The organism is Chitinophaga nivalis, assembly GCF_025989125.1.
GTDB classification, from domain to species: domain Bacteria; phylum Bacteroidota; class Bacteroidia; order Chitinophagales; family Chitinophagaceae; genus Chitinophaga; species Chitinophaga nivalis.
In genome coordinates, this window is the sequence record NZ_JAPDNR010000001.1 from 2,266,471 (window position 1) to 2,279,074 (window position 12,604).

General features: G+C 46.6%; 11 protein-coding genes and 1 riboswitch. Of the genes, 6 read left to right on the forward strand and 5 right to left on the reverse strand.

Translation table 11 applies throughout. The features are described 5' to 3' along the window. Nucleotides 1-212: 212 nt before the first annotated feature. Both OL444_RS09355 and topA read right to left on the reverse strand, forming a co-directional pair. Complete coding sequence (locus OL444_RS09355) at nt 213-1,085, reverse strand: transglutaminase-like domain-containing protein (RefSeq protein WP_264733482.1); 873 nt, start codon at nt 1,083-1,085, stop codon at nt 213-215. A gap of 107 nt (nt 1,086-1,192) precedes the next feature. Then, the gene (gene topA / locus OL444_RS09360; RefSeq protein WP_264733481.1) at nt 1,193-3,547 is read right to left on the reverse strand and encodes a type I DNA topoisomerase; all 2,355 of its coding nucleotides are present in this window, start codon (nt 3,545-3,547) and stop codon (nt 1,193-1,195) included. 292 nt (nt 3,548-3,839) lie between these two features. Here topA and OL444_RS09365 point away from each other — a divergent pair, with 292 nt between their 5' ends. From OL444_RS09365 to OL444_RS09380, 4 genes are all read left to right on the forward strand, one after another. Next, on the forward strand, nt 3,840-4,616 hold the full coding sequence (locus OL444_RS09365) for a Rossmann-like and DUF2520 domain-containing protein (protein ID WP_264733480.1): 777 nt from the start codon (nt 3,840-3,842) through the stop codon (nt 4,614-4,616). Between the two features lie 115 nt (nt 4,617-4,731). Further along, nucleotides 4,732-5,253 (forward strand): KdsC family phosphatase, encoded by a 522-nt coding sequence (locus tag OL444_RS09370; protein WP_264733479.1) that lies wholly within the window; start codon nt 4,732-4,734, stop codon nt 5,251-5,253. 15 nt (nt 5,254-5,268) lie between these two features. Beyond that, the gene (locus OL444_RS09375) at nt 5,269-6,210 is read left to right on the forward strand and encodes a geranylgeranylglycerol-phosphate geranylgeranyltransferase (RefSeq protein WP_264733478.1); all 942 of its coding nucleotides are present in this window, start codon (nt 5,269-5,271) and stop codon (nt 6,208-6,210) included. Then, complete coding sequence (locus tag OL444_RS09380) at nt 6,211-6,786, forward strand: Maf family nucleotide pyrophosphatase (protein WP_264733477.1); 576 nt, start codon at nt 6,211-6,213, stop codon at nt 6,784-6,786. Between the two features lie 110 nt (nt 6,787-6,896). Here OL444_RS09380 and OL444_RS09385 read toward each other — a convergent pair whose 3' ends face one another. Both OL444_RS09385 and OL444_RS09390 read right to left on the reverse strand, forming a co-directional pair. Further along, entirely contained in the window at nt 6,897-8,078 is a 1,182-nt protein-coding gene (locus OL444_RS09385; RefSeq protein WP_264733476.1) for a homoserine dehydrogenase, read from the reverse strand. 123 nt (nt 8,079-8,201) lie between these two features. Then, a complete protein-coding gene (locus tag OL444_RS09390; protein WP_264733475.1) occupies nt 8,202-9,380 on the reverse strand; it encodes a trans-sulfuration enzyme family protein in 1,179 nt (392 codons plus the stop codon). A gap of 180 nt (nt 9,381-9,560) precedes the next feature. Beyond that, nucleotides 9,561-9,678: riboswitch (SAM riboswitch) on the reverse strand. A 132-nt stretch (nt 9,679-9,810) separates the two neighbouring features. On the opposite strand from OL444_RS09390, the gene OL444_RS09395 reads away from it, so the two are divergent. Beyond that, a complete protein-coding gene (locus OL444_RS09395; protein WP_264733474.1) occupies nt 9,811-11,097 on the forward strand; it encodes a DUF2851 family protein in 1,287 nt (428 codons plus the stop codon). Nucleotides 11,098-11,162: 65 nt separating this feature from the next. On the opposite strand, the gene OL444_RS09400 is transcribed toward OL444_RS09395, so the two are convergent. Beyond that, nucleotides 11,163-11,570, reverse strand: coding sequence for an OsmC family protein (locus tag OL444_RS09400; protein WP_264733473.1), 408 nt, complete (start codon nt 11,568-11,570; stop codon nt 11,163-11,165). A 164-nt stretch (nt 11,571-11,734) separates the two neighbouring features. On the opposite strand from OL444_RS09400, the gene OL444_RS09405 reads away from it, so the two are divergent. Beyond that, a complete protein-coding gene (locus OL444_RS09405) occupies nt 11,735-12,568 on the forward strand; it encodes a hypothetical protein (protein WP_264733472.1) in 834 nt (277 codons plus the stop codon). Nucleotides 12,569-12,604: the final 36 nt, after the last annotated feature.

The window sequence follows — 12,604 nt, forward strand, 5'->3', positions numbered from 1 at the left end:
GCCCGGCAATCCATAATCGCCATTAAGCGGCCAGATATGCCGATAGGGCCGTTTAGTTGATACATATGTCCCCAGTGGCTATTGGAGGGCTTCAACGGGTTATTATTCATTATTATGCCCTTGTTTTAATACCCCTGCTATTGCCGGCCGGCCGGGCATAAAAAAAGCGGTCCGCCTGGCGAACCGCTTTGCAATATCGTAAGGTAGGATGCTTATTCTTCGAGGATGCTGGACAGATTCATTAATTCGTCCTGTTTATAGGATTCTTTATCGTCCCGGAAACATTTGGAGAGTTCTTCCAGTAAGAACTGTATAATCCGTTTATTGGACTGGGGCTTGAAATAAGCCGGTACCGCGGGTACCGATACCCTTTTGAGATAGGTATCCACATCCTGTTGCGTATAAATCTGTCCCTGAATCGGATCAATAAAGAACAGAATCCGGTGATCTTCCGGCTCTATCGGTTCATTAAAATCGATGTAGGTATCAAAATAAGCTAAAATAAACTGCCGGGGAATATTCACTGCATATACAGGTAAATCCAGCATCGCGCAAAGACTTTGATAGATGATCCCGTTGGTAATCGGATTACCCTTTCTGGACTCTATTACCTGATTGATGAAAAACTGGTTTTTACGCTGGTAGGATACTTCTTCTCCCTTCAGACCAAAATAGTTATAGATCATGCTGTTCAGCACATTGATCTGTTCCAGCGGTGTGAGGTAGTTGTTCAGCTCCAGCCAGATGTTACGTTTGATACGGTCTATTTCCACCATTACCTGATTGGTCATCAGGTCGGGAAACTGGTATCTGGCAGCCAGTATGGCGCCCTGTAACAGGTCCTGTTTTTCTGTAAGACTCCAGGTGCGTACGGCGGCTTGTAAGTCCTGGTAATGCACGCGGTGAATCAGTAGTTCTATGCGCTCCTGTATAGACTCATCAATCGTATTTTCCCACAGGTTCTCCAGGTTCGGGATAATATCTTTACCATAGAGCAGAATTTTACTGGCTACAGTATCAAATACTTCCAGGTCCGGATCATCCAACAAGTGGAACAAAGCATTTATTTCTCTGTTTTCATGCATATCACGTATTATGACGATTGGCAATCGTTGATAGGTGCGACCCTGTCAGCAAATTAACTAATAAACATATTACTTCACGCTGCAGTTATTAATTATATAACGGCTGTTTATTCTGCTTTTTTCTTCCTGGGCGGCGCTTTCTTTTTAGGCGGATTGGCTTTGGCTTCTTCGATGATCGCCTTTGCTTCTTCCACGGTCAGATCGGCTGCTGTATCAATCTTTTCTTTGGGTATTTTATAGTTTTTGAGTCCTTGTTTGATATACGGGCCATAAGGTCCTTTCAGTACCTGGATCTTTTCCTTTTCAAAGACTTTGATGGTGCGTTCATCTTTGGCAGTCCGTTTTTCCGCAATCAGTGGCGCTATTTCATCCAATTCAACGGTGTAGGGATCCATTTCCTTTTTCAGGGAATAGAATTTTTTATCGTGCTGGGCATAAGGGCCGAAACGGCCGATATTGATGACTACATCGGAATCTTCAAACTGACCCAGGGTACGGGGCAGGCGGAATAATTCCAGTGCATCTTCCAGGCTGATGGTTTCAATGCTCTGCGTGGCCTTTAATTTGGCAAAGCGTGGCTTCTCCTCATCTTCTACCTTACCTATCTGAATCATAGGGCCATAACGTCCCATACGGGCTACAATCGGTTTGCCGGTCGCTTCATCGGTACCCAGCAGGCGTTCGCCTTTTACGCGTTCTGCATGCTCGAGGGTATTTTCTACATCTTTATGGAAAGGGAAATAGAAATCCCGGAGCATGTTGTTCCAAACTTTTTTACCGCTGGCGATTTCATCGAATTCCTCTTCAATCTTAGCTGTGAAGCCATAATCCATTACGGAATTGAAGTATTGGTTGAGGAAGTCGGTCACAATCATACCCAGATCGGTGGGGAACAGTTTAGACTTTTCTGCGCCTGTATTTTCCGTATCGGTTTGTTTGCTGATTTGATCCGCTTTCAGTACCATGATGCGGAATTCTCTTTTGATACCTTCTTTATCCCGCTTCTCCACATAGTTCCGTTTCTGGATGGTGGTGATGGTAGGGGCGTAGGTAGAAGGACGGCCGATGCCCAGTTCTTCCAGTTTTTTCACCAGGCTGGCTTCCGTATAGCGCGGGGCCGGACGGGAGAACCTTTCCGTAGCTTTCATTTCCTTCAGATCGAGGGATTGTTTTACGGCTAATGGTGGTAAAGAACCTTCTGCTGCTTCATCTTCGTTTACATCTTCCTCATCGTGGCTCTCCATATATACTTTCAGGAAGCCGTCGAATTTCAGCACTTCCCCGCTGGCAGACAGCTCTTCGTGGTTGGTGGAGATATCGATTTTCGCTGTGGTTTTTTCCAGTTCAGCGTCGGCCATCTGGCTGGCAATGGTACGTTTCCAGATCAGCTCATAGAGTTTGCGGGCGTCGCTGTCTTCTACCGTGGTGTTTTCCATGTAGGTAGGGCGGATGGCTTCGTGCGCTTCCTGGGCTGATTCATTTTTATTTTTGAACTTACGGTGTTGGTGATAACGGTCACCGAAGCTGGTTTTAATTGCTTTTTCAATTTCACCGATAGCGGTATCCGACAGGTTTACGGAGTCGGTACGCATATAGGTGATATTACCACTTTCATACAGCTTCTGGGCCAGCAGCATGGTTTTAGATACGCTGTATCCCAGCTTGCGGCTGGCTTCCTGCTGGAGGGTAGAAGTGGTAAACGGCGCTGCCGGTGATTTTTTACCGGGTTTAACCTGAATATCTTTTACCGTATAGGCGGCACCTACACATTGTTGCAGGAATTTTTCCGCGTCTTCGGCTGTTTTGAACTTGTTGGGGCCTTCTGCTTTGAAGGAAATGCTCTTACCGTTGATATCTTTTCCGGTGAAATAAGCTTCTACCTTAAAAGTACTTACGGCGTTGAACTGGTTGATTTCCCTTTCTCTTTCCACGATTAGTCGCACAGCTACTGATTGTACACGGCCGGCAGAGAGGGAATTGCGCATACTCATTTTACGCCACAGCACAGGCGATAATTCAAAACCTACGATGCGGTCCAGGATACGGCGGGCCTGTTGCGCATTAACGCGGTCCATGTCCAGCTTACGCGGGTGTTGCACAGCATTTTCGATGGCAGGTTTGGTGATTTCATGGAAAACAATTCTTTTGGTGGTTTCCGGATCCAGTTTCAGTACTTCACACAAATGCCATGAAATAGCCTCCCCTTCCCGGTCCTCATCCGTTGCGAGCCATACCTCATCGGTATCCTTTGCCAGCTTCTTGAGGTCTTTTACTACCTTTTCCTTATCTTCCGGTATTACATATTTAGGCTTGAAGTTATTTTCTATGTCTATCCCCATATCATCCTTCTCCAGGTCACGGATGTGACCGAAGCAGGATTTGACTTCAAAGTCCTTTCCCAATATTTTTTCTATGGTCTTGGCCTTTGCCGGGGACTCAACTATAACTAAATTTTTTGCCATGTATGCTTCTTTAATGTGCTGCTAAATACGTAAAATTTCGTAAAATAAATACTTATACGAGATATGCAATGATATAAAAGTACCTTCAAAATAAAAAATAAGGCCGCCTTTAAACGTTAAAATGCGTTGTAATGTAATTAAAAAACGAGTACAAGCATAGCATATGCAGGCAGAAAGTGACTATCAGGTGGTAAATTCGCAGTTTGCGGCACAGGCACGTATATAGAATATCATTAATAACCATATATAGGAAACCAGGCGCAATACCTTTATCTTATTAAAATCAAGCATCATGGAAATCGTCATCATTGGCACAGGCAATGTTGCTCACTGCTACGGACAGCTCTTAAAAATCCACGGTCACCAGGTGAAGCAGGTGATCAGCCGTCATAAAGCCCATGCACAGGAGCTGGGCGAAATGCTGCATGCCCCGTTTACAGATGACCTGCAAAGCATTTATATGGATGCCGATGTATACCTGCTGGCAGTCAGCGATGCTGCGATTCCGGTATTGAATGATCAGTTACGGCTGGGAAAGCGGATGGTGGCCCATACCGCCGGTGCAGTGCCGTTGAGCGCTATTGACCGTATTTCCACCCATACAGGGGTATTGTATCCTTTGCAGTCTATCCGCAAGGAAATCAAAACTTACCCTACTATACCGCTGATGCTGGAAGCCAGCAGCGAAGAAGTACTCCGGCGGCTGCAGTCCCTGGCACAGGGTATTTCGTCCCGGATTACCGTAGCAGATTCCGCCCAGCGGCTGCAATACCACCTGGCAGCGGTATTATGCAACAACTTCACCAATCACCTCATTGCCCAGACAAAAGCCTACTGCGAAGCCGCGCAGCTGGACTTTACCCTGCTGCAACCTATTATAAAGGAGACCTTTGACCGGTTGGAGAAATATGCACCGGAAGCCGTACAAACCGGGCCGGCACTCCGGCAGGACGAGGCCACCATGCAACTGCACCGGGACCTGCTGGCAGGTGATACCAACCTGCAACGGGTATACGAAGTGTTGTCTGATAGCATCCACCGCTTTCACACAGCACGGCAGAAAAATTAAATCATATAATATTATATGTTCAGGATCAGCGGAAAGCCGGGAATAAAAAACAGGAGCGGGGAATCTCTCCCGAATTCTTAATCCGCAATCGGTAATTATTTCTAATTTTGGCGCCATGAACATATTGGCTTTATTTAAACCTATTACCACATTTGTATTGGATGTGGATGGGGTACTGACAGATGGCACCCTGCAGTTGTTGCCAGGCGGAGAGATGTCCCGGAAGATGAATATTAAAGATGGCTATGCCTTGCAGCTGGCCGTGAAAAAAGGTTACCGGGTGGTGATCATTTCCGGCGGAAAGTCGGAAAGTGTGGTAAGCCGCTTACAAGGGCTGGGTATCAAAGATATTTTTACCGGCATACAGGATAAACAGGAAAAGCTGCAGGATTATGTATTTGAACATGACCTGCGCTGGGACGAGATATTATATATGGGGGATGACATTCCTGACTATCCACCCATGCAGCTGGTCGGGTTGCCGGTATGTCCGGCCGATGCGGCGCCTGAGATCAGGAGTATTTCCCGCTATATATCGCCGGTGGCAGGTGGCCATGGTTGCGTAAGGGAAGTAATGGAAAAAGTACTGAAGCTGAACGGACATTGGCTGATGGATGAAGGAATTGCATCGAAATAACTAAAGCATAACTCTATGAAGCGCCGGGCTGCATTTTTGAAGCTTATCAGGTACCCAAATCTGATTTATATTGCCCTTACCCAGTTTTTGCTGCAGTACTGTGTGGTTGCACCGGTATTGCGCAGCTCCGGAGTAGACCCTTCCCTGTCGGTGACACAGTTTATCTTACTGTGTCTTTCCACGATATTGATCGCTGCCGCGGGATATATCATCAACGACTACTTTGATATCAACATTGATATTATCAACAAGCCCGAAAAAATGGTGCTGGATAAAGTCATTCCCCGTCGCTGGGCCATGGCGTGGCACTCCATTTTTAATATGCTGGGTGTTTCGCTGGGTTTCATCGTAGCCTGGAAAACCGGGCAGATCTATCTCGGCTTTACACAGGTGATCTGTTCCCTGTTGTTATGGTTCTATTCTACTTCCTATAAAAGACAGGTGCTGGTCGGCAATGTCATCATTTCCCTGCTCACTGCTTTATCGGTAGTGGTAGTGGGTTTCTATGAGAAGCAGATCTACGAAAGTTTTGCTGCTATCATGTCCGACACGGGCAGAAAGCTGATCCAGATTATTGGCGTGTATGCGCTCTTTGCTTTTGTTATTTCCATGATACGGGAGATCGTAAAAGACCTGGAAGACATGATGGGCGACAGTAAAGACGGTTGCCGCACCTTGCCCATTGCCTGGGGCGTACTGGCAGCCAAGCGGCTCTGCAATATATTATTACTGGTACTGCTGGTAACCATTCTGCTGGTAGAAATAAAGGTAGCAACCTTTGGCTGGTATGCCGCTATCGTTTACCTGGTGTTGCTGGTACAACTGCCATGCATATACGTTTATATGCAACTGAAAAAAGCGCACCTGCCGGAACATTACCATAAAGTAAGTTCACTGGTAAAAGTGGTGATGCTGACAGGTATTTTATCGATGATCTTTTTTAAAATCTTTTTGTAGATGTATACAGAAGCACGGATTATCCTGGCCTCACAGTCGCCGCGGAGAAAGCAGCTGCTGGAGCAGGCAGGTATTCCTTTTGAAGTAAGGGTGATTGAAACAGCAGAAACCTTTCCGCCGGAACTGGCCATTGCGGATATTCCGGTGCATATTGCCCGGCAGAAGGCCGTAGCGGTATCCGCACTTTGCGGACCTACTGATATTATCATTGCGGCGGATACTGTGGTGGTGCTGGATGATACCATTATCGGCAAACCGAAAGACCGCGAAGATGCCATCCGTATTCTTTCGTTGCTGAGTGGCCGCGAACATCAGGTGATTACCGGTGTGGTGATACAGCATACCGGCAGAGAAACGGCTTTTTCCAAAACGACTACCGTACATTTTAAACCCCTTACGCAGGAGCAGGTGGTCTATTATGTAGATCATTATCAACCGTTCGATAAAGCCGGCGCCTATGCGATTCAGGAATGGATCGGGGCAGTGGGTATCGACAGCATTCACGGTTGTTTCTATAATGTGATGGGATTGCCGGTGAGCCGCGTGGTGGAAGAACTGGCGGCATTCCGTAATTAAGCACTTATCGGCAGGATATAAGATATAAAAAACGGCGCAGAAAACTGCGCCGTACTTTTGGTTGGTTGTACCCGAAGGTACAAATAGGGTTGGTTGGTTTTTGCTGCGACCTATTCCAGGATCAGCAGATTAACATCTTTATTTTTTAACCAGTTGTTTTCCCGCAGTTTCTGCAGATTGATGGTACCTACTACATAGCGCCATTCTGATGATTCATATTTTTCTGAGATGTTGAAAAACTCGGTCAGATCTACCTGATCAGGTGTTTTGTAGCGCAGGTATACTTTCAGTTTCACATCATTGGTGAAGGTCGGCTGGTTGTTTTGTTTGATTTTTTTATACTCGTAACGGTAGTTGTACAAGAGGGCGGAGATATCTGACAGGACTGCGCTGCCGGTAGCAGTACCGCCGGCGCCCTTGCCTACAAAGAATTGTTTGTCGGTGAAGGCACTTTCCAGCAGGATGCCATTGTATTCATTGTATACATCGTACAGCAGGTTGTGTTCTTTTACCAGGTGTGGCAATACATAGGCAAACACGCTGCCGTTCTGCCGGCGGCAATGGCCGATCAGCTTGATGGTACAGTTACGTTGTCTGGCAAACTGGATATCGAAGTCATTCAGGTGATGAATACCGAAGTTGAATACATCGTCCGGTTTTACAAAGGTACCGAATGCGTGGAGGAGGAGGATAACGATTTTGAATTTAGGATCATATCCTTCTATATCCAGGGTAGGATCGGTTTCAGCGAAGCCCAGTTCCTGCGCCTGTTGCAGGGCTGTTTCAAAGCTGAGGTTTTCCTCAAATATTTTAGTGAGGATATAATTCGTAGAGCCGTTACAGATACCTTCTACGGCATTGAGCAGGTCATTATCGTAATATTCTTCCAGGTTGCGGATAATAGGAATACTGGCGCAGCTGGACGCTTCATACAGGAATGGTACTTTATTTTCGCTTTGCAGCTGGTACAGTGCCGGCAGGTTTTCAGCAATCATACGTTTGCTGGCGCTCACCACAGCTTTACCGTTACGGAGGGCTGTGCTGACGATGTCGAAAGCCGCTTCCGTTTCGTTGATCAGCTCTACTACCACGTCAATGCTAGGATCTTCCAGTATTTCATTTTTATCGGTCGTAAAATAGCTGCTGTCGATTGGTCTTGATTTGTTCGGGTCTTTAATACAGATCTTTTTGATACGTGCATTAATACCTTTTGTTCTGTTCAAAACTTCGTACAGGCCTTGTCCTACGACACCGAATCCGAAAATACCTAAATTGATGATTTTGTTTTCCATACTTTAAAAAACTAAAATTGAGGCAGTGCCGGGCAGAGAGCGATGTGCTGTGCGCTTTAGACTTTCAACGGTGCAGGAAGAGGCGGGAAGCCTGTTCGCGGCAGTCAAAAGCCGGGCACTGCTTTATTGTAAAACAGTGATTTGTTTACCAGCAGGATGATTTAACTTATCCAGGGCTTGTTTCAGGTCGTTGATCAGGTCATCGGCATCTTCAATGCCTACAGACAAACGGATGCAGGAGTCCTGCAGACCTGTTTTTTTCCGGAATTCTTCCGGGATGTTGCGATGTGTCATGGTAGCCGGATGATCCAGCATACTTTTTACACCGCCAAAGCTTTCCGCGAGTTTAAACAGCTTGGTAGCATTTACAATGCGGATGGCATTTTTGATACTGTCACTTTTAAGGGAGAAGCTCACCAGGCCGCCGTAATTTTTTTGTTGTTTGCGGGCGATGTGATGATTCTTATGTGTGGCCAGACCCGGATAATATACTTTATCCACAGCCGGGTGTGCGGCGAGCCAGTTGGCGATGGCGCTGGCATTGCTGCATTGTTTTTCCAGACGCAGGTACAGGGTTTCTATACCGCGGATGGTGAGCCATGCTTCAAACGGACTGAGGATGCTACCGGAAATATTCTGGTTGTAGCGGATCTGATCAGCCAGTGGTTTGGCATTTACCACTACCAGTCCGGCTATTACATCGCAGTGTCCGGCCAGGTATTTGGAAGCACTGTGAATAACAATGTCGGCGCCCAGTGTGAGTGGCTGTTGCAGTAACGGTGTGCTGAAGGTGTTATCTACCACCAGCAGGATGTTGTGCTGTTTGGCAATTTTACTGATAGATTTGATATCAGATATGCGTAAAGTCGGATTGGTAGGAGATTCCAGCCAGATGATTTTAGTATTGGGGGTGATGGTCGCCAGTACTTTATCTGTATTGCTGGTATCTACAAAGTTTACTTTGATACCAAATCGTTCAAACATATGGGTAAAGATCTGGAAGATGCCACCGTAGGTATCTTCCACAGCCATGATTTCGTCGCCGGTTTTCAGCAGTTTTAATACGGCATCAATAGCAGACATACCGCTGGCAAATGCAAAGCCGGCGTAGCCTTCTTCCAGGTTGCAGATCAACTCTTCCAGTACTTTGCGCGTAGGATTATTGGCCCGGGAAAACTCGAAGCCTTTATTAATGCCCGGGGATTCCTGCACAAAGGTGGACGTTTGATAGATAGGCACGGAAATGGCGCCTGTCAATTCATCTACCGGAATACTATGAATCAGTTGTGTAGCTGTTTTCATCTTATTAAATTATTTTTTAATGATACTCGGAATGCACAATTATCTGCTGCAACTTTATCATTAAAAATCAACTTAAACAACCACAAATCCGTGAGGAGGGAGGGAAGAGCAAAAAAAAAGCTCTTCCTGGTGTTGGAAGAGCTCGAAGAATATGTATATCTCTGAAGAATAATCTCTGCCAACTTATCTTTCCCCGGTTGCACCGGGGCAGGAATTAGCACCTTTTTCCTGATTATGTAATCAGGAAAGGTTGCTAAGGCATCGCAGGGCCAAGTCCCTCCGCCTTTCTGGATAAGTGATGTATAAGAACTGGGTGCAAAGGTAATATCACTTTTATCAGAATTCCAAATCATAGCGTGATTTTATTTTCTGGCCTATTGATGTTTTATTATCTTTAGCTAATAGTATTTTATTACCAACCATATCTTTTATGCGCGTTAACCCACCGCTCACCGAAGAGCTATTCCAGCATATCTGGGAGTTTCGTCTATTTCAGCAGGAGCATCTCTTTACTACCGACGGAGAACCTGTACAAATCATCTATCCCGGATTACACAATCATCATGACGGCCCGGATTTTACAGGGGCCAAAATCAGGATCAGTCACACGTTATGGGTAGGTCATGTGGAGCTGCACCTGCGTACGTCTGACTGGTTCCGGCACCGGCACGATCAGCAGCAACAATACCAGCGGATTATCCTGCATGTGGTATTCCGGCATGATATGCCGGGGCGCGAAGCCGTTAATGCGCCCTGTCTGGAGCTGCAGCAATATATTCCCAAATTATTGCTGCACCGGTATGAAGTGTTGCGCCGTTCCGCCGCATTTATTCCCTGCGCGGGCAGGGCAGCCCAGGTGCCGCTGCTGACGTGGCTCAGCTGGAAGGAACGCATGCTGGCAGAACGCTGGGAACGCAAGATGAATGCGTTGCGTGCCTGGCTGCTGCTGAATAAGTACAACTGGGAAGAAGTCTGTTACTGGGCGGTGGCCCAAAGTTTCGGCATGCCGGTTAATGCCTTGCCTTTTCTGCAGGTAGCACAATCGCTGCCTTATCCGGTGCTGATGCGTTACCGGCATCAATCGCTGCACATAGAAGCGTTGTTGTTTGGGCAGGCAGGTATGCTGGAGGAAGATTTTGCTGACGTATATGCGTTACAGTTACAGCATGAATTTATGCACCTGCAGCATAAATACCGTCTGCTACCGATGGCCGGTCACCTCTGGAACTGGCTGCGGTTGCGGCCTGCCGCTTTTCCTACCATCCGGCTGGCTACCTTTGGCGCTTTGCTGCAGCAAACCTCCCACCTGTTTTCCCGGATACTGGAAGCACCGGATGTAACCACCCTGGAACAGTTATTCCTGGTACAGCCTTCCGCTTACTGGCATACTCACTACCGTTTCGGACATACCGTAGATAAAACGCTGCGTCCCGGCAGGCAGGCCGTGTATGGTATTCTGATCAATACGGTATTGCCACTGTTGTTTTTATACGGACAGCAGCAAAACCTGAAATACTACCAGGAAAAGGCGTTACATTTTTTACAGCAGCTACCGGCAGAAAATAATAAGATTACCAAAGGATGGCGGCAACTGGGCGTACATCAGGAAAATGCACTGGAGTCACAGGCGCTGTTACAGCTCAAACAATATTACTGTGATGAGAAGCGGTGTTTACAATGCGCCATCGGCGCGAAGATTATCAGCGGGAGAAATTAAACATTTCCGGGTAGCTATCCGCAGATAAGCTACCCGGAAATATAGTGGCTGCAGGTGATGGCAGGTTACCAGTTAAAGGTAACATCCTGCAGGATATCCGGATGTACACTTTTGGCTACCGGACAGGTATGGGCTGCCCGCTCCAGGATGGTTCTTTCCTTTTCTCCCAGGTTATGTCCGGCAGGGAAATCGAATACGACTTTCACACCGGTGATGCGGCGGGGTTCTGTACCCATGATTTTTTGGATGCTTAATCTGGTACCTTCAATGGCCCAGTTGTTCTCCCGGGCTTTGATACCCATAATGGTGAGCATACAAGACCCCAGCGCGGTGGCTACCAGGTCGGTAGGGGAGAATCGTTCTCCTTTCCCATTGTTATCTACCGGTGCATCCGTTTCTATGACCGTACCCGACTGCAGGTGCGTGGCGGTTGTCCGTAACTCCCCGGTATAAATTATTTCAGCTGTTTGCATCGTGTTATATTTAATGAGACCGTAAAATAAATGTATTTTTAAGATAACTACAACGCAGTCATCAACCGCGTTGGTAAACTCAAAAAAAATTAGGTACGTTTGTAATATTAACATAACAATACCTTTGTTCAAGCGTTTATTTATTATAATAATAGCCCATCACTGTGAAAAAATTATACGTAATCCTGTTTCTAACAACACTGGCCGGTGGTTTGCAAGCTCAAACCACTAACACATCACCACGCGATAAGAGTGCAAAGGAGCAGCGTAAGCTGAAAAAAATCGCCATCCTGCGGGAGCAGGAAGAAGGCGAGAACGTATTTCAGCGTGATTTTTCGGTTGGCGCCCGCCTGAATACAGATGGATGGAGCGGTTTTGCGGAAATGGGGTATCGTAAAAGCAGAAAGGTGGTAAATTACTTCCAGTTTGAGTTCTCAGAGAAAAAGGACCATAAGGAAACCCGCCAGCAGGGAGGAAATAGTGGCGGTTTCTTTTCTGACCGCCCTTATATTTTCGGTAAACAAAACAATTTTTACCCCCTGAAACTGGGCGTTGGCCAACGTTACCTGCTCGGCGGAAAGGGCAATAAAAATGGGGTGGAGGTAAGCGCTATCTATTATGGCGGTATCTCCGTAGGTCTGGTGAAGCCTTATTACCTGATGATTAACAAAGGAAGTGGTGGCAATACAGAGCCGATGAAATATGATCCGAATATTACGGATTTGGAGAATCCCTTCCTGAAATTTAATGAAATTACCGGTTCCGGTGGTTTCGGCAGGGGATGGGGCGAACTGAGCGTGATCCCCGGCTTACATGCCAAAGTGGGGATGCGCTTCGACTGGGCCCACTTCAATGAGGTGGTAAGTGCCCTGGAAGTGGGTATCAATGCGGAAATGTACACGAAAAAGGTACCCATTATGATCACCGAAAACAATAAACAGTTCTTTTTTAATGCATATGTCGGGTTGCAATTCGGGAAGCGATGGAACCGGAAATAGCAGAGAAGTATTAACTTTGCTTTTTAAAAGAAAGGA